At 44.0% G+C, this 15,626-nt stretch carries 13 protein-coding genes; 5 read left to right on the top strand and 8 right to left on the bottom strand.

All coding sequences use genetic code 11. The features are described from left to right. Positions 1-116: 116 nt before the first annotated feature. The 3 genes from H6G17_RS28305 to H6G17_RS28295 form a co-directional block, all read right to left on the bottom strand. Entirely contained in the window at positions 117-386 is a 270-nt protein-coding gene (locus H6G17_RS28305) for an STAS domain-containing protein (protein WP_192161887.1), read from the bottom strand. A 48-nt stretch (positions 387-434) separates the two neighbouring features. Beyond that, a complete protein-coding gene (locus tag H6G17_RS28300; protein ID WP_192161886.1) occupies positions 435-1,067 on the bottom strand; it encodes a hypothetical protein in 633 nt (210 codons plus the stop codon). Positions 1,068-1,190: 123 nt separating this feature from the next. Beyond that, the gene (locus tag H6G17_RS28295; protein ID WP_192161885.1) at positions 1,191-1,586 is read right to left on the bottom strand and encodes a metalloregulator ArsR/SmtB family transcription factor; all 396 of its coding nucleotides are present in this window, start codon (positions 1,584-1,586) and stop codon (positions 1,191-1,193) included. A 153-nt stretch (positions 1,587-1,739) separates the two neighbouring features. Between H6G17_RS28295 and H6G17_RS28290 the strand changes: the two genes are divergently transcribed. The 4 genes from H6G17_RS28290 to H6G17_RS28275 all read left to right on the top strand — a co-directional run bounded on the left by H6G17_RS28290 (position 1,740) and on the right by H6G17_RS28275 (position 8,691). Continuing rightward, positions 1,740-2,570 carry a heavy metal-associated domain-containing protein gene (locus H6G17_RS28290; RefSeq protein WP_192161884.1) on the top strand — a complete coding sequence of 277 codons (831 nt, stop codon included), beginning with the start codon at positions 1,740-1,742 and terminating at the stop codon, positions 2,568-2,570. Between the two features lie 57 nt (positions 2,571-2,627). Then, on the top strand, positions 2,628-3,575 hold the full coding sequence (locus H6G17_RS28285) for a vitamin K epoxide reductase family protein (RefSeq protein ID WP_192161883.1): 948 nt from the start codon (positions 2,628-2,630) through the stop codon (positions 3,573-3,575). 1,125 nt (positions 3,576-4,700) lie between these two features. Continuing rightward, positions 4,701-6,494, top strand: a complete 1,794-nt coding sequence (locus H6G17_RS28280) for an iron uptake porin (RefSeq protein ID WP_192161882.1) — start codon at positions 4,701-4,703, stop codon at positions 6,492-6,494. A gap of 346 nt (positions 6,495-6,840) precedes the next feature. Beyond that, complete coding sequence (locus tag H6G17_RS28275) at positions 6,841-8,691, top strand: iron uptake porin (protein ID WP_192161881.1); 1,851 nt, start codon at positions 6,841-6,843, stop codon at positions 8,689-8,691. Positions 8,692-8,753: 62 nt separating this feature from the next. Here H6G17_RS28275 and H6G17_RS28270 read toward each other — a convergent pair whose 3' ends face one another. The 5 genes from H6G17_RS28270 to H6G17_RS28250 form a co-directional block, all read right to left on the bottom strand. Further along, positions 8,754-9,098, bottom strand: a complete 345-nt coding sequence (locus H6G17_RS28270) for a hypothetical protein (protein ID WP_106216618.1) — start codon at positions 9,096-9,098, stop codon at positions 8,754-8,756. A gap of 349 nt (positions 9,099-9,447) precedes the next feature. Beyond that, positions 9,448-10,995, bottom strand: coding sequence for a type V CRISPR-associated protein C2c8 (gene c2c8, locus H6G17_RS28265; RefSeq protein ID WP_242038641.1), 1,548 nt, complete (start codon positions 10,993-10,995; stop codon positions 9,448-9,450). A gap of 184 nt (positions 10,996-11,179) precedes the next feature. After that, positions 11,180-11,527, bottom strand: a complete 348-nt coding sequence (locus H6G17_RS28260) for a hypothetical protein (protein WP_192161879.1) — start codon at positions 11,525-11,527, stop codon at positions 11,180-11,182. A gap of 338 nt (positions 11,528-11,865) precedes the next feature. Further along, positions 11,866-12,216: a hypothetical protein gene (locus tag H6G17_RS28255; protein ID WP_106216616.1), complete on the bottom strand. Its 351-nt coding sequence runs from the start codon at positions 12,214-12,216 to the stop codon at positions 11,866-11,868. A 703-nt stretch (positions 12,217-12,919) separates the two neighbouring features. Continuing rightward, the gene (locus tag H6G17_RS28250) at positions 12,920-13,405 is read right to left on the bottom strand and encodes a DUF2808 domain-containing protein (RefSeq protein ID WP_192161878.1); all 486 of its coding nucleotides are present in this window, start codon (positions 13,403-13,405) and stop codon (positions 12,920-12,922) included. Positions 13,406-13,935: 530 nt separating this feature from the next. On the opposite strand from H6G17_RS28250, the gene H6G17_RS28245 reads away from it, so the two are divergent. Then, entirely contained in the window at positions 13,936-15,624 is a 1,689-nt protein-coding gene (locus H6G17_RS28245) for an efflux RND transporter periplasmic adaptor subunit (RefSeq protein WP_192161877.1), read from the top strand. Positions 15,625-15,626 lie beyond the last annotated feature (2 nt).

The following is a 15,626-nucleotide window of genomic DNA, read 5'->3' as shown; positions in this document are numbered from 1 at the left end:
CGCAGGTTGGACATAGCAAATACAGTTTCATCTCGAACGATTTTGTTCCACAACTTAGGTTCTTGCTATTTTCCTCTATCCTTTACGTAATTGCACTACCCTAATCTTTTCCTGACTCAACTTCTGACAATTGGTTTGCGGTATCGCTCCAACAATCCATCCCACTGTATGACTAAAGTACTGCCCCTCTGCTGCTGTTGCTTCTCCCATGTTGAGAGTAAGTCGAGGCAGGAGTGGTCGATGTAAGCTAGCTGCTCTAGGTGTAGATGCAGTTCGGTTCTTGGGGGAATTTGCTCTAAGATAGAGGCGAGCTGAAGCAGACGAATGAATGTTGCTGCACCCTTCAGGTACAAATTAATACGTCGGTTGTTTTCATCCCTTTCCATCTGGACTTCGAGATGGGAAACTTTGTAACAGATGCATTCTAAAGACGGTTACTTTCGCTGCTTCGTAGTACTGCGTATTAATATCGCCAAGATTGCCAGTCCTATGACTATTGGAACGGCAATTACCAAGATGCTCCACTCCTGTGCTTTTCGATCGAACTGATTTGTTGTTTCTTGCTCCGTCGCACTAACGGGAGTTTTCTGTGCTGATGGCTCGATCTTGGGTGTCGGTGCAGCTGCACCTGTTGCAACAGTGACATCGTATTTCATCTGGAATGGCTGGAAGTCACCTTGAGTTTTGGGCGTACAGCTTAACTCCAGTTGATAAAGCCCAGTCTGGGGAAAAACAATGTCTGCTCCAGGAATACCTTGATACTTTTCAATACTAATGGCTTTGACAGCAGGCTTTAGCACGGGTGCGTCGCCCTGTTTGCGAGGTTGCGAGTAAACAGCCATTTGACAACTAGCCTGTTCCAGGGGCAAGATTTGTCCTCCCCTACGGGTTAGGGCAACCCAGGCTTTAGCAATTTCTCCAGCTGTGGGAGTGTGGTTAGGTTCAACGTGCCAAGTACCAGCCACATCCTTTGAGATTTCGACATTATGGGCAACAGCAGGGCTAACGAGTGAGGTGAAAAGCAGAGTCCAACCTAATGTCTGATTTAAATTCAATCGGCAAGGCATAGAATTTTTTTCGCACATTCGCATGAAGTAATTGCCCGTGTCAAAAGACGAGTTGTCAAACTTTCTACATCAAAGCGCTCAAATCGTTCGATAACTTAGAGCTTGTAGATCGCGTTAAACATTTTATTCATCCAAGTGTACTGCTACTTCTCGATACAAGCTTATGACATGGTTATCTGCCAAGCTGTAATAAATGTTCCGCCCTTCTCGGCGGTAGCTAACTAATCGCATGGCTTTTAATAATCGCAGTTGATGAGAAACAGCTGATTGGGTCATTTTCATCAATGCAGCTAAATCGCAGACGCACAACTCTTGAGATGCCAAAGCAGATATAAGGCGCAGACGGTTCGGATCTGCCAGCACTGCAAAAAATTCTGCCATCTGCTGAGCCTTTGTTGTGGGTAAGATTTGTGACTTGGAAGCGCTAACGCGATCGAGATGCACCAAACGGGTTTCACAGGTTGGTGCATCAGGACTGAGAAGTGAATCGTCGTCTGGCTTTTTCTTACGCTTGTTCATTATAAGTTTAGGTTTGAAGCAATGGTTATCAATCTCATTATGTTATCTAAAATGAGAATCATTGTATATATGAATATTTGTTCATTAGTTATATACGGTGTATTAAAATGCTAACAGCTAACTTTGTTTTGTAGTGTTGCTTGTAAAGCTGCCATGACTCAAAACCCTTCCCTCAAAACTCAAACGCTACAAGTTAGTGGCATGGACTGTGGTAGCTGTGCCAAAACAATTGAAGCTAGCTGGCGACAAATGCACGGTATATCCCAAGCTTTGGTCAGTTTTGCGACTGGGAAAGTGAGAGTGTCCTATAACTCAAAGCAGGTCAGCCAGACAAGAATTTCTGACCGGATTAAAGCTTTGGGTTATACAGTGGAGCAGAGTCCAAGCACGAGTTCTCACCATCACATTCAAGACTGCTGCCACGACCGCGATCGCGAGTATACTCGCGATCGCCATGACAATCGCCATGAAGATCGGCAGCCCGATCGCGCTGATGTAGCTTCAACTAAAACGCTACAAGTGCGGGTTGGTGGAATGGACTGCGGCAGCTGTGCCAAAACGCTCGAGGTGGGAAGGCAGCAAATTTCTGGGGTTGTGTCAGCATTAGTTAGCTTTGCCACCGAACGTTTGCAAGTTGTTTACGACTCGCAGCAGGTGAGCGAGACAGCAATTTCCGAGCGAGTTAAAGCCTTGGGTTATACGGTGGAACAAACTACTGAGGCAAGCTCCGAGTGCCACACTCAATGCAGTTCCCACGATCGGGACTGGGAGCATACTCACGATCGCGATCGCCTAGCTTTCCAGCCGACTCAAAAATCCAACCTGACCAACTGGAGATTTTGGATTACTAACCGCCGAGGACAGAACGTCATTCTGGCAGGCGTAGGAATAGTTATGGGCTTACTCGCTCAAAATCTAAGGCTACCTGTCTGGATAGCGCGAGCTTTTTATGGCATTGGTAAAGTCAGCTCAAAATCCCAGTAAGTATTTTGTTGCGTACAATTATTTAGTTTCTTTTTCAATTTCCACCTCAACAGTTTTATGAAGCAACGATATTCTACTCCTTGGATTCATCGCTACTCGCGTCCTTTGATGGCAGGACTTGCTACTGTGGGTGCGGTGGTAACTGCCTATTTAACAGTCGTTAAATTTTCTCAAGGCTCTGCTGCTTGTCCGACTTCTGGCTGCGATATCGTGCTTGCCAGCCCCTATGCCACTGTCTTTGGCTTACCACTAGCGTTATTTGGTTTTCTCGCCTACGCCAGCATGGTAATTTTCGCTGTGGCTCCTCTACTAGTAAATTCACAGTCAAACAAAGCTCTACGCTCGAAGTTGGAGAACTGGACTGGGTTGTTGCTATTTGCTGGCGGAACAGCCATGATGGTTTTCAGCGGCTATCTGATGTATCTACTAGCTTTTGAGATTAAGGCAGTCTGTATCTATTGCGTTGGCTCGGCAATCCTTTCAGCTAGTCTATTTACTCTAGCGATCGTTGGTCGGGATTGGCAGGATATCGGTCAACTGTTATTCACTGGATTTATCGTAGTAACGATCGTGCTAGTAGGCACGCTAGGAGTTTATATCAACGCAAAAAATCCAGCGATCGCCGACTCCAGCCATAGTACGGAGCAACCCTCACCAGAGGGATACCCCATTACCACTAAATCCGGTGAAGCAGAAATCGCCCTGGCACGACACCTGAAGCAGATTGGCGCAGTCTTCTATGGCGGCTTCTGGTGTCCTCACTGCCACGACCAAAAACAGCTGTTTGGTCAGGAAGCTGTTAAGGACGTTCCTTATGTAGAGTGCGATCCCAAAGGCAACAATCCTCAAACCGCTCGGTGTCAAGCTGCGGGGGTGCAAGGATTTCCAACCTGGGTAATTAACGGTCAAACTGTCACGGGGACTCAAAGCTTAGAAGAACTAGCACAACTTTCTGGCTACAGAGGACCGCGCAATTTTCAAAATTCTCTGCCTGCTGGCAAGTAGCCAAGAGCAATTGCCAGAAACCATATCCTGAGAATCGCCTTGAGATTGAACGCTATTCTCCCAATTTTCAGAGCAAGTATTTCGTTTTGAGCAGCACAGAGATTACACACAGTATACAAAAGACACGTTGACTTTGGATTATCTGGAAGCTGAAAGTAAGCCCGCTCGAAATAGCAATTGAACTTTGGAGCTACAGCTTTTCGCTCTTAGCAGTTTAGGGAAGAGTATTTTCAAAGCTAGTTGCTTTGAGATTGACAATAATAGCAACTAATTGATAGGAAGGCGATTTAAATGAACCAGGCTATGAAGCGTGTCTAGAGACGATCCAGCTCTCTAAAGGAACACTTAGGTAGATACTTTATCAAGTTAGTGTCTCTACGGATGTCATTCATACGTAGGGATACTAATATTTGTCGTCAAAATAAATACTAGCCGTTTTTTGGTCAAGAATCCATTATCTACTAGATTGATAGTTAATTATGAAATTAGGGTGAAAATAACTTATTTTCAACTTATGCTTGAGTTGCATTAATTTATTATGAACTATTTAGCATAAAAATATGAAATCAGGATGAAAAAAATTGTTGATGTAAAAGATATTGACTCAAGCGTAAACTATAAAAGGACTCTCAAAGCTTATTTTGACTGCTTCTAGATAACAATAAAAAGATAATTAAATTTTATTAATTGTAGTAATATCTAGAAAATATTAAAAATATATATGTATGAAATGACAAGACTTAGAAAGTAATGCTATTAATAGGAACGATAATAGCTGAGAAGCTAGATGCATTTTCCAAATAAAGTGTTCGGAAGTAAGAAGTAAGTGAAATTACCGTAAAATCAACACTTCCTGCTATTGTTCTATCAGCTTCCTTTGCAGGCTAAGAACAAAAGCTAACATTTATTTGGTAAACGATCTTTACTCTGCTGAGCTGACAAGGGGGAGGAGGCATGTCCTCTTTTACTACTATGCAACGGTTGTCTAAAGCAACTCAGCTAAGAGTAAAGAATTTCTCGAATTATCGCTCTTGAAGTTTTTGTACTCAAAAAGTGTGAGGAAAAGTGTCTAATATTTTGTGGAAATACTTCCTACTAAGCTCCGCTGTTTTTGGAGTAATTTTGATGTCAGGTGTAACTGCTTCGACAGCAGCTCCAACTCCAAAAAACACTAAAGTTTCTGAACTACAAGCTGCACAGACAAAAGCTTTAGAGGTAGAGGCGCATTCGATAGAGATTACCCATGATGAAATAAAGGCGACCGCATCTGCCTCAGATGCGGCTGGTAAGGCAAAAGCCACGATAGCTCAAGCGACTGTGATATCTCCTACAGAATATTCCAATGCCGTGCAAGCAATTCCAGCTACAAGTCTCCCTGGATCTGCGTCTCCCGTCTCTTCAATTCGAGCTAATCCTTACAGCTATGGAGACAAGATCGATGGTTCGTTGGCTCAAGTTACCTCTGTGTCCCAATTATCCGACGTACAACCCACTGACTGGGCTTTTCAAGCATTGCAGTCCTTAGTCGAGCGTTATGGTTGCATTGCTGGGTATCCCGATAGCACCTATCGCGGCAACCGTGCTTTGACTCGTTACGAGTTCGCTGCTGGTTTGAATGCCTGTCTAGATCGAGTGAACGAATTAATTGCCACAGCTACAGCTGACAATGTAACCAAAGAAGATCTGACAACTCTACAGCGGTTGCAAGAAGAGTTTTCTACCGAACTTGCTACGCTACGCGGACGAGTTGATGCCTTGGAAGCTCAAACATCTGAATTAGAAGCGAATCAATTTTCCACCACGACTAAACTCAACGGGCAAGTCATTTTTGCTCTGAGTGGAGCTGTTGGGAAAGACAAAGCCGTTCCTTCTGGCGTGTCGGCAGGTTCGGCTGGTAAGGTGGATGAAAATTTCACCCTCAGCAATCGGGTACTGTTAGATTTCGAGACCAGTTTTACTGGAAAAGATACGCTAACTGTCTCGCTTTATGCCAACAACTTTCCCGATTTTAGAGACGCAACGGGTACTAACATGGGACGACTCGTTTACGAGCGAGATACCGTTGGCTCCAACGAAAATGACTTAGGAGTGTTTTATCTTGCCTACGAATTTCCTATAGGCGATCGCCTGACGGTTCTTGTCGAACCCTACGGTGGTGTTTTAGGTGATTTTGTCGATCTGATCAATCCCTATTTTGGAGATGTAAAGGATGGTGCTATTTCTGCATTTGGCTACCGCAGTCCTATCTACTCGCAAGTTGGGTTTGGTTCAGGGGCAGGTATAACCTACGAATTTAGCGATGCAGTTAACCTATCCTTAGCCTATTTAGCCAGTGAAGCCGAAACCCCTACATCTGGGTTGACTGGTGGTCCCTTTGTAGCATTAGCCCAGCTGACTCTGAAGCCTACTAAAACTATCGATCTAGGTTTGACCTACGTTCGTTCTTACAATGGTCTTGATGCAGGCGTTGCAGGAGTTGGAAGTACGTACTCCAACGACCCATTTGGTGGAGAAAGCTATACGTCAGATTCCTATGGCTTAGCGGTGAATTTCCAAATCAACCCCAAATTAGCATTGGGCGGTTGGGCTGGCTACACGCGAGCTGAAGCTGTCTCAGGAGTTAATGATGGAGCTAATGCTTCTATCTTTTACTATGCAGTGACTTTAGCTTTTCCAGATCTTTTCCGAGAAGGTAACTTGGGTGGTATTGTGGTTGGCTCACCACCGAAAGTGACTAGTAACGATATTAATAACCGTGAAGACAGGGACTCCTCTTTGCACCTAGAAGCTTTTTATCGCTTCCAAGTTACCAAAAATATTGGCATTACTCCAGGAGTGCTAGTCATTACCAATCCCGAACACAATAAAGATAACGACACGATTTACGTAGGAACAATTAGAACTACGTTTTCTTTCTAAGCTTGGTTCTAGAATTTTATTGCCAAAACGTCGCTCTAAGTAGCTAGAGGATGAATAGGGTTAATTAACTATTAACTCTATCATTACTTTGTTTAACTGTAACTAAACTTGCCCGAACAATTGCTATATGTTCGTCTATGGTAAGAATCTTCTTTCTCGCTTTAAATAATTTTTCTTAAAAACATCTAAATTTCATCCCTATTTCATAAAGATCTGTCAATCTGATTATTATTGAGTTCATTCATCAAGAATGAAGCTCACAGTTAGTCATAAAAACTGCGGTACATCCGCTGGTTGAGTAGACTGATGGTCAATCAACAACATTGGTGTGAGTGAGAACAAAGTCATGGCAAAATCTTTATGGTATGCTCTACAACTGAGTCCAGTAATTCTGGGTGCCACCCTGTTTGTGACAAATAGCACTCAAGCTGCTGAAGCACCTGTGACAGACTTAACGTCAAGATTCTCAGAATCTTCTGTTACTGCTGCAAACCTTAGAAATACTACTACATTAAATTTTAAGGAAATTGCAGCTTTTCCTGCATCTGAAGTTGAACCAGAAGAAAAGGTAGGAGACACTCTAGACAGCCAAACACAAGTACGAACTTCTGGCGAACTAGATGAAAGCACTACGAACCAACCGAACCAACTTAGTAACACTGCCCCAGCTACGGATATGCTTGCTCAGGTAACATCCGTCTCTCAGCTGTCCGACGTACAACCTACTGACTGGGCTTTTCAAGCATTGCAGTCCTTAGTCGAGCGTTATGGTTGCATTGCTGGGTATCCCGATAGCACCTATCGCGGCAACCGTGCTTTGACTCGTTACGAGTTCGCTGCTGGTTTGAATGCTTGCTTGGATAGAGTTAACGAACTAATTGCTACCGCTACTGCCGATATGGTCACCAGAGAAGACCTGGCAACTCTACAGCGGTTGCAAGAGGAATTCTCAGCTGAACTGGCAACTCTGCGCGGTCGCGTCGATGCCCTGGAAGCGCGGACGGCTGAATTAGAAGCAAATCAATTTTCTACTACCACCACACTAGCTGGAGAAATAGTCGTTGCTGCCGCCGATGTCTTTGGTGACGAGCGAGCTGTCCGTAGCGGTGAAGCAGACGGTTCTAGAGGAGATTTGGACATCAATACAATCTTGGCTGACCGCGTTCGTCTTAATTTCAACACCAGTTTCACTGGAAAAGATTTACTGAGAACTCGGCTACAAGCCCGCAACATCACCCCGTTCACGAGAACTGGAACTCCTGGCGCTTCAGGTGATACGGGTACTGCTATGACACGCCTATCGTTCGATGGCAGTGATAGTAATGATGTTGTCCTCGATGACTTTTTCTATCGTTTTCCTGTGGGTGACATTGCCGATGTCAAAGTTGACTTTGCCAACTCCGACTTCTTTGAAAACATGTACAATTTCAATCCCGTGCTTGAAGGCAGCGGTAACGGAGCAATCTCAAACTTTGGGCGCTTTAACCCGATCTATCGCCAGCAGGGGACTGCGGGTTCTGCTTTAACTGTCAACATTAACCCTAAAGGTCGTATCGGTCTATCTCTGGGCTATAAAGCACCAAATTCTAACAACCCTGGTAACAGTTTTGGACTTTTCAACGGGGATTATGCGGCGATCGCTCAACTAGCTTTTCGTCCCTCTGATGCCTTAAATTTAGGACTAACCTACGCTCATAGCTACGATAATGCGGTAACGGATAGCGTTACTACGAGCAACAGTATTAGTGTTTCGGGAGGTACTGGCAGTAATTTTGCTAACAACCCCTTCGACAGTGCTGCAACTTCAGCCAATCACTATGCCGCTCAAGCTAACCTCAAGCTAGGTGAAAGAATTACAATTTCGGGTTGGGGCGGTTACACTGTCGCTTTGAATGAAAACAGCCCTTCTCAGTCTGCTGAAATTTGGAACTGGGCGGCAACCTTAGCCGTACAAGATTTGGGTAAAGAAGGTAGCGTACTCGGCTTGATCTTTGGTATGCCACCCAGAGCAGCTAGTAATGATTTTGGCGGTCGTCGCGATCGCGATAATTCTTATCACCTAGAGGCGCTCTACCGCTTTCCGATTACAGATAATATTGAGGTCACTCCTGGCGCGATCGTCATTTTCAATCCAGAACACAATAACGACAACAGCAACATTTATGTTGGCACTATACGAACGACCTTCAAGTTTTAGAAGTTGGTTCTAAGATTTGTCCTTGCCCGTTCATAAAGAAACGAGCAAGGACAGTACAATTGTTAATCTTTTCTCAAACTTTCTATATAGGATTTTACAGCTCTGAGGTAGCCTCGATCGCTTGCAGTTTCAGGGGAAAGTTTGTTCTTTTTGACTGCACTTTGCACGAGTTCTTCAGCACTGACTCTCCCCGCCTCGTAAGCTGCAAGGAACGCGCTGTAGCCAGGAATGCCTTGGTCTCGGAAGTAACCTTGATAAGCCAAATAAACTAGATTAAAGGGACGTAGTTGATATCTGATAGCAGTACTGTTTTCTCCTCGATCTGCTGCTATCTCAACTCCTAGTGTAGGTGCAGTTATAGTAGAAACCATCAAAACTGACAAAACTCCAAGTACTGCAAATTTCATAGCACAAACTCCTGAATAAACACTGCTTCGCTAAATGAGTTCAATTTTGGAGCGGCAGTCTATAGACATAGATGACGATTGAAAAGTCAGCGTGGGTTTTCTAATTAATCTAGCTATAAGAACTTTACAATCTCTTGTATTCTATGCTTCCGTGGACTGTCGATCTCCTACAATTCCTACTGGCTGATAGGTGAAGTAATTAAATCCTAAATTCGTCAACGTGATTGATACTGCAAGGGATTTGAAGCTAGTAGTTCTGCTTAAAGAAGTAAGAGCTTCAAAACTAAAAGAATGAAGGCTATTAGTCGCAAAATTAAGCGATCTAAACAAGCGTTCCTTGCAACTTCCACTAATAACTAGAGTTAGCCTCAGACTGATTTTGAAGCAACGGGATTATTTCAGGAATATCCCCTACTCCATAAAGACCGATACTTTCTGAGATAAAGTTGGAAGTTGTCCCTGCATCACAGGAAAGTCCACCCTGCGGTGGTTCCTGGTTCAACGTCCCAGTGGACTCCCCAGGCGTTAGTTCCCACGCCCAAGCGCGGTACCTTCTAGAGAAGCTTGTTAAATAAACAGCGCGCGACCACTGCAATTGCTCGCAACACTTCTCAGTACGTTGTTTCAGCTCATCAGGTAAGTCTTTGGGGCTGACCGAAATCAACTCTCGCCCTTGTACTGAAGCCTTTTGATTGATTAGACTAGTCAGCTGACCCAAGCTATTGTCCAGCAAGCCTTTATTGAACTCTGCTTTGTGGTTTGCACCGTTATGTTCAAATTCTCCTAATTTGTTCACAATTGCTATAGGTTTACGAGCAATTTTTCTAATTTCGGGCTTGACCATAGCAATCGCATCATATTCTCGCACTAAGTATGTTGAAATTTTGTGATTAGTGGCACGACGGCTACGGCGAATCTTTTCATGCAGTCGAGATATCTTCCGCTGGGTCTTAGCTCGGTTTGCCCCTTTACTAGGATTAATAGGGCAACTGAGAAAATGCTCTCCTAAGCTAGGGCTATAAGAAAAAATTGGACAAGTTTTTTGTTGGCGACAGAGCTGGCGTTGGAGTTGCGCCAATTGTTTCTCCATCTTATGGTAAAAGTTTGGCGGCTCCACTATTTTTTCACCATCAGTAGTAAGGTGCGAATAGCCTAGCGATACGCCTACTGCTTTATTGGTAGGTTTTACTTTGTTGACTGGAAAACAACCTGTTAACTGTAAGTAATAACCTGAAGGCTCTTTGACTATTTTTAGAGTCACGATAGGTACTGATTTTAACCAACGCCGATCGAGAGTTTTAACTGTTACCTTTCCTAACTTTGGTAGTGTAATTCGCTTCCCTGAAATCTTGACAGGCTTGGCATTATTATTTGTCAGGGTTCTGAATTTATCCTTGTACTGCTTGTAACGAGGACGTTTGCGTTTACCTGATTTATAAGCAGTCCATGCGTCAGCCAGAGATTTCAGTGTACCAGCAACAAATCTACAAGGAACGTCGCAAAACCAGGGCTTGTCGGAATGGTTCTTTTGAGCAAAGTAGTAGAGGAGTCCAAAGAACGTGGGTGTCTCTAATAGAGGTTTGCGATAAGCCTGGGGTATTGGGCAGCTCATTCGGTACGGTTTCTTTTTAGCTATCCGAGTGAAGGGAATAAGTTGCCCAACAGAATCTCTGTAATATGTCCAGGGAATTGAACAACAGGGAACCCAAGACTGGGAAACTTTATCCCAAGTGCTAAAGCTGTTAAATTCCTCCAACAAATGTAATCCTTGATTCCAAACCCATCGCTGAATGGTAAGCCAGCTATCGACTTTTGCCTGTTGGTAACGATTGAGACTTAACTTAAATTCGACAGTCCGCATGATATACTGAGCTTCCCTTCCAAGCAGTGGACACATATCAGACAGCAAGAGTAGAAAATGTGTAAAGCGAAGCAGTGTAGAAAAAAGAGAGTTATGGAAGCAGATTGCTTTTTTGGCTGAAAATTGAGTAAAGCTTGTAAGCTAAGGTAGTTCAACCAAACCAACGAGTCAAACAGCTATTACTAGATTGCTGTAAGCCTAACCAACTTGTTACCCTTGCCTAACGTTTACTTAACGAAAATAGTTGAGATTCAACAGCCCTCAGATATCTTTTATTATCTAGGACTTGAGCTGAAAGTTTGTTTCTTTGAACTGCGCTTTGAACGAGTTTTTTGGGGGTTATTCTACCCATCCTGTAAGCTGAGAGGAAAGCGCCGTAGCCAGGTATACCTTGGTCTCGGAAGTAACCTTGATAAGCCATGTGTACTAGGTTAAAGGGTTTTAGCTGGCTAATAGTAGCAGCATTGTTTGCTGTGTTGGTGACTGCTGCTATTTCAGCTTTGACTGTAGGTGCAGTTGCAGCAGAAATCAGCAAAACTGATAAGCTACTGAGTATAAAAAATTTCATGAGCGTAAAATCCAAATAAACTTCGCTGACTGAAGAAGTTCAAACTTGATACTGAAGCCTGTCACTATTGCAAGCGAAAAATAACTTTTTGTGTCTCAGTTGAGCTTCAAAATTTCTGTTAGCTTTACCTTAACAAATCAATTAGTGTCTCAAGCAGCAAGCAAACAGACCCAAGTTTCAAAGTCATTGGAGCAGAGAACTAAGTATAGACTCAGCCTCAGATCGCTTCTAGTAATAAAGATTGAGGCAAAACTGTCATGATGTTGGCGAAAAAACAAACCAAGCTTTTTTACAACTAGTAGCCTCAATCCATATCTAGTATCTATCTAGCATCATTTTTAGGGTGTGGTTGATGGTATAGTCACCGACCCTGGTGCTGATGGTTGCTCAGAACTGTCAGGCTCTTGATTCTGCTGGGTTGGTACTTCAGATGGGGAGCTAGGTTGTTCTGTTGGGGAAGTGCTAGGCATCTGTTGCTCGCTCGCTCGGGCTGCATCACACTTTTTTATAGCTGCGATTCTTTCCCTAGTACCTCCCCCAGTAGGTCTGGCTGGAGGAATGGATTTACAATCTCCTGTGTTAGATCTGTTCGAGATTTCTGCGTCGGCAGCAGAACCGAGGGAAGCGTTAGCAAAGCTTAACGCAGGTATAGCTAGGACGAGTGCGGTACCAATAACAAATCTTTTCATGACAAAACTCCAAATGAAGAGGTGAAATAGCAAGACTAGTCAGACTTAATGGGGGATAGAAGTTTAGTTTTCCCGCGCTAACTCTTAACGGTTAAAAATTGAGGCTTCGCTGATAAGTTCTGCGATCGGAGAACATTTCCTTTTTAGCTGAGGATACGTTTGAATCTGAACCATACTGATTTTTCGGTTAGCATTTATTCCAATACTTCTACCGTATGCTAGGTAAGCCAAGTGAAAACTGACGAATGCTCTGTGTAGAAATTGAAAGTGCGGCTCCGGTAGATACAGATTGAACAAAAGCTGCCATAGGTCTAGCTTAAGTTTTTCACAAACCTAAAGTTAGAACTAGCTGTTAGTCACCCCGATCGACCTAGTTATACGTGCGTGAAAACGATTAGGCTAGCAATTGTTTTTGAGACTAACAAGCAAGCTTAGCTGCAAATCTTAACCTAGATTAGACAACTAAAAAACCTTGTCCGACCAATTTCTCAGTTTTTTGAGTTGGTTTAGATTGACAGATTTTATCGGAGGAAGTCGTTGAACATACAACAGTATATTAGTATCTGAGTAGCTATACGCCTAAGTCCGACTGTAAGATTAATTACTCCCTTAAAGCAGGGCAGCAACTCATCCTTTCATTTACTATCTTGACAGCTTTAGATGAATTTAGGATGAAATATTAACATTCACTCCCAGAATTATCTCATCGGTAAAATCGGAAGCGAGCAAACCCGATGGGTAGATCTGCATTGATGCCAACGAGTCTAGCGGAAACCTTGTATAACCAAGCGTTGGTAACGCCTGAAATTTTTACATCTCTCATAGCAATCTTGAGTTCAGTTCCAGGATTGATAGGTGTAGGAAACTCTAATGTAACCTTGCTACCATCAACAGAAACATTTGTATCAACTTGGCGACCAGATTGGTCAAACACACCGATCTTATCTTTGTTTTTGACAGTTAAACCAGCGGGGACGCTAATCGTCAACTGGGAAAGAGGTTTACTCTCTTGAGGGATCTGCAAACGAAAAGTGTGTCTAACAATTTTCCATCTGCTCTGAGGAAATTGGACAGAGCTAACAATACGTGGAACCTTTGCAGGAGCTGTTACGGAACTTCCGTAAGCAATTGGAACCGCTGCTGCGGCTGTCAAACCAAACGTAGCAGCATAAATTAGGGTTTTGATCATTTTGACTCGACTTTACTAAAGAGTCGGCTAGATCGACTGAAATTTTAGGTTTACTTGAATTAAATTAACCTTTGCATAATCAGAGTAACAGAAGATTATGAAACAGGGATGAAATTTTAGTCGATCAAAATTAAAGTTATCAATTTAGGCGGTAATTGCTATAAATGAGACGGAAAAAATAGTATTTGTGAATGGTACTATGACAAAATACGCAAAACAGTTAGTAGCGATCGAAATGAATGGATTGACTTTGCCTGAAAAAACAGTATTGCTTTAAATGACGAGAGAGGTAGCTTTCAACCATCAGTAACATGGAAAAAATCATCTGTTTCTGTAGAAATTTCATCTCTATTTCATAGTTATGTGAAACAATAGGTGTTTAGCGTTCGCCTGTCACTTCTCAAATTCAGATTTAGCCGATCGGCAAGAGTTTTGGCTTTTTCCTCTCGCGCAGTATTTAGGATATCCCCATGCTCCGAGCTATTAAAGTTTGCCTTTCACCTAGCTCAATTCAAAACAAAGGATTTCTAATGCCTTACAAAATGAACCTTTCTCGAATACAGCGGGAGGTATTTTCTGGAGTTTTTCTAAGCCTGCTGCTTCTAACCCCAGGTGCTAAAGTTCTTGCTGAAGCTGGGCATGGAGGCTCTGAGTTTCAGGGCGGTAGCAATGCAAGTCAAATGACCGAACCCATTCCAATCGATACTAGCATTGCAGCACAATTGGGAATTAAGGTAGAGCCTGTCATCCAACAGCGACTAGCAACTGGTATTAAAGCCACAGGTCAGATTGAAACTTTGCCGAATCGTCGGGTAGACGTGACGACTCCGGTAGGGGGGACAGTAATCAAACTGTTAGTTAATCCAGGGGAACAGGTGAAAGTAGGTCAGGCGGTTGCCATTATGACTAGCCCAGACTTGGCAGAACTTCGCACCAATGCTTTAGACAGACAGGCAGAGGCAATCGCCAGCGTACAGCAGGCACAAGCAGACCTACGGTTGGCGCAACAAAATTACGAACAGCAGCAGAAGATAGCTGCTACTGACATTCAGCAAGCCCAGACTGCGCTAAATTTCGCACAGGAGAGGTATGACCGAGACAAGGAGTTACTAGATAGGCGTGCCATCCCCCGACGGCAGGTGTGGGAATCTGAAACTCAACTAGCAGTAGCAAAAGCAGCCCTTGCCAAAGCCCAAAGCCGCTTGCAGGTCTCAGAGGCGCAGGCACAACTGAAGCGCGCCCAGTCGGGACTGGGAGTAGCGCGATCGCGATTAGCATTGAGCAATCAAACCTATCAAACCCGACTCCGGCAGTTGAGAGCTACCCCTAACGCGGATGGCACGATAACCGTTAAGGCTCCTATTTCTGGAGTTGTAGCTAACCGAGAAGCGACGATAGGTGAATCAGGACAGGACGCAGGCAAGAGGATCATGACGATTGTCGATGGCAGTGGAGTTTTCGCCACGGCAAATATTTACGAAAAAGACAGTAATCAAATCAGAGTTGGTCAACCAGTACGAATAAAAATTGATAGTTTGCCGAATCGTACATTTAGGGGACGGGTAGCAGTGATCGGTTCGGCGATCGAAGGAGAAAACCGCATTGTTCCAGTGAGAACAGAACTAGACAATCCAGGTGGCGTGCTGAAGCCGGGAATGTTTGCTCAGTTAGAGATTTTGACCGATCGCACTCCGACAGCAGTACTGGCGGCTCCTAGTGCAGCGATCGTGGAAGCGGGCGGCAAAGATGTTGTCTACGTCCAAAAAGGTAAGACTTACCAGCCAACTGAAGTGACACAGGGGCGTACCTCTGACAATTTGGTTGAAATAAAAACTGGAATATCTGCTAGCGATCGCATTGTCACTCAGGGCGCACCCCTGCTTTACGCTCAATCTCTAAAGGGTGGTGGCAAGGAAGAAGGAGACTCCCACGGTGAAGAAGCAGGTTCTTCTTCCCAGAATGAAGGGACAAAAGCCTCAAGCTCCTCCTCGGCTCTGCCCTGGTGGATCGTATTGCCCTTGGGTGGGGCAAGCCTAGCTGGAGCTTTCTGGGTAGGTTCGTTCTGGACAAAACGCCGTATGCATTCTAGCCCGCTGCTTCAAGTTAATTCAAGCGGATACGAAACTGAAGTTTATCTGGATGACTCTAAACTAAATGCCCAGTTTCCTCCAGAGCATAAAGCCGAAAAGCCAGAAGAAAGCCGCAACCCCCACCAGTAGTT

The sequence above is a fragment of the Chroococcidiopsis sp. [FACHB-1243] genome (assembly GCF_014696895.1).
GTDB lineage: Bacteria > Cyanobacteriota > Cyanobacteriia > Cyanobacteriales > Chroococcidiopsidaceae > Chroococcidiopsis.
The sequence above is the reverse complement of the archived record's forward strand: the minus strand, read 5'-3'. Positions and strand labels throughout refer to the sequence as shown.

Coding starts and splice junctions, on each gene's coding strand:
- H6G17_RS28255 (WP_106216616.1), bottom strand. CDS start 12,216: ATGAAAAGATTTGTTATTGGTACCGCACTCGTCCTAGCTATACCTGCG.
- H6G17_RS28270 (WP_106216618.1), bottom strand. CDS start 9,098: ATGAAATTTGCAGTACTTGGAGTTTTGTCAGTTTTGATGGTTTCTACT.
- H6G17_RS28300 (WP_192161886.1), bottom strand. CDS start 1,067: ATGCCTTGCCGATTGAATTTAAATCAGACATTAGGTTGGACTCTGCTT.
- H6G17_RS28275 (WP_192161881.1), top strand. CDS start 6,841: ATGGCAAAATCTTTATGGTATGCTCTACAACTGAGTCCAGTAATTCTG.
- H6G17_RS28250 (WP_192161878.1), bottom strand. CDS start 13,405: ATGATCAAAACCCTAATTTATGCTGCTACGTTTGGTTTGACAGCCGCA.
- H6G17_RS28295 (WP_192161885.1), bottom strand. CDS start 1,586: ATGAACAAGCGTAAGAAAAAGCCAGACGACGATTCACTTCTCAGTCCT.
- H6G17_RS28245 (WP_192161877.1), top strand. CDS start 13,936: ATGCCTTACAAAATGAACCTTTCTCGAATACAGCGGGAGGTATTTTCT.
- H6G17_RS28280 (WP_192161882.1), top strand. CDS start 4,701: ATGTCAGGTGTAACTGCTTCGACAGCAGCTCCAACTCCAAAAAACACT.
- H6G17_RS28285 (WP_192161883.1), top strand. CDS start 2,628: ATGAAGCAACGATATTCTACTCCTTGGATTCATCGCTACTCGCGTCCT.
- H6G17_RS28260 (WP_192161879.1), bottom strand. CDS start 11,527: ATGAAATTTTTTATACTCAGTAGCTTATCAGTTTTGCTGATTTCTGCT.
- c2c8 (WP_242038641.1), bottom strand. CDS start 10,995: ATGTGTCCACTGCTTGGAAGGGAAGCTCAGTATATCATGCGGACTGTC.
- H6G17_RS28290 (WP_192161884.1), top strand. CDS start 1,740: ATGACTCAAAACCCTTCCCTCAAAACTCAAACGCTACAAGTTAGTGGC.
- H6G17_RS28305 (WP_192161887.1), bottom strand. CDS start 386: ATGGAAAGGGATGAAAACAACCGACGTATTAATTTGTACCTGAAGGGT.